We start from the raw sequence: 1,305 nt of genomic DNA, 5'->3' as shown, positions 1-1,305 counted from the left end.
GAACGGATTCAAGCGATGCGCTTTAGGCCTTTGCTCTATGCATGTCATTTGCGCAAAACCGGGGCCACTTTTGCGCGACATGCATTAGGCTTGATCGAAGCCCTCAAACCAGCAACATAGCCAGCCATGCCGCTACGCTTCACGCTCAGACAGCTGGAATATTTCGTCGCCGTGGGCGAAGCCGGTTCCATCGCTAAGGCGGCCGAACAGGTCAATGTATCGCCGCCATCGATTTCGGCCTCGATCGCGCAGCTGGAAACCGAGTTCGGTGTCCAGCTGTTTGTCCGCAAGCATTCGCACGGCCTCTCGCTGACGGCCGGTGGCCGCATCTTCCTCAAGGAAGCCGCCCGGCTGCTCAACGATGCAGACGCCTTGCACGACGTCGCCGGCGACTTTGCCGAGAAGGTGCGCGGCCCGCTGGCGGTGGGATGCCTGCTGACCTTTGCGCAAATCGTGCTGCCGGCGCTGCGCATGCGGTTCGAACGCGCCTATCCCGATGTGCGCGTGCGCCAGTTCGAGCGCAATCAGGGGCAATTGCTCGAGATGCTGCAGCGCGGTGAAATCGATCTTGCCCTGACCTACGATCTCGAACTGTCGCAGGACATGACCTTCGAGCCGCTGATGCTGGTGCCGGCCTATGTCATGCTGCCGGCGGGGCATCGCTTTGCGGCAAAGGCGTCGATCACGACGGAGGAATTGGCCGACGAGCCGATGGTGCTGCTCGACCTGCCGTTCAGCCGCGAATATTTCCTTTCGGCATTCCACCAGCGCGGGATCCGCCCCAACATTGCCGAGCGCACCGGCGACATCGCCGTCATGCGTTCCATGGTGGCCAACGGCTTCGGCTACGGCATCGCCAATATGCGGCCGCTCAACACGCTGGCGCCGGACGGCAAGCCGCTGGTCTTCGTGCCGCTGGACGGCGATCTGCGGCCGCTGACCATGGGCGTCGCCTTGCCCAGTTCCGAACACCGCACGCAAACCGTCCAGGCCTTCATCGACCACTGCCGGCATTTCGTCGTCGAGCAAGGCGTGTTCGGCGCCGAGCGGGCTGTCGGCCAGGCAGCACTTCCACAGAAGTAGCCCCGGTTAAGCCAACTGCTGGTCGGCAAGCCGCTGCAGCAATTTTTCCAGCATGCCATCGCAACGGCGCATCTGCTCGACGCTGACGAACTCATCCGGCTTGTGTCCCTGCGCCATCGATCCCGGTCCGCACACGACCGTCGGCGTGCCGAGATCGCGGTTGAACAGGCCGCCCTCCGTGCCGTAGGCAACCTTGATGGTGTTGTTGGCGCCGGTCAGCGA

Annotated in this window: 1 protein-coding gene and 1 pseudogene; one reads left to right on the top strand and one right to left on the bottom strand. The window is 63.1% G+C overall.

Going from position 1 to position 1,305, the window contains the following annotated elements:
* Positions 1-126: 126 nt before the first annotated feature.
* On the top strand, positions 127-1,083 hold the full coding sequence (locus EN984_RS34970) for a LysR family transcriptional regulator (RefSeq protein WP_127267113.1): 957 nt from the start codon (positions 127-129) through the stop codon (positions 1,081-1,083).
* Positions 1,084-1,089: 6 nt separating this feature from the next.
* Here the strand turns inward: EN984_RS34970 and EN984_RS34965 are convergent.
* Positions 1,090-1,305: pseudogene (locus tag EN984_RS34965) on the bottom strand (acetylornithine deacetylase); the annotation flags it as partial.

The sequence above is a fragment of the Mesorhizobium sp. M7A.F.Ca.CA.004.12.1.1 genome, assembly GCF_003997835.1.
In the GTDB taxonomy this organism is placed as follows: domain Bacteria; phylum Pseudomonadota; class Alphaproteobacteria; order Rhizobiales; family Rhizobiaceae; genus Mesorhizobium.
The sequence above is the reverse complement of the archived record's forward strand: the minus strand, read 5'-3'. Positions and strand labels throughout refer to the sequence as shown.

Bases quoted from the DNA above. Each gene is read 5' to 3' on its own strand.
- EN984_RS34970 (WP_127267113.1), top strand. From the start codon at position 127: ATGCCGCTACGCTTCACGCTCAGACAGCTGGAATATTTCGTCGCCGTG.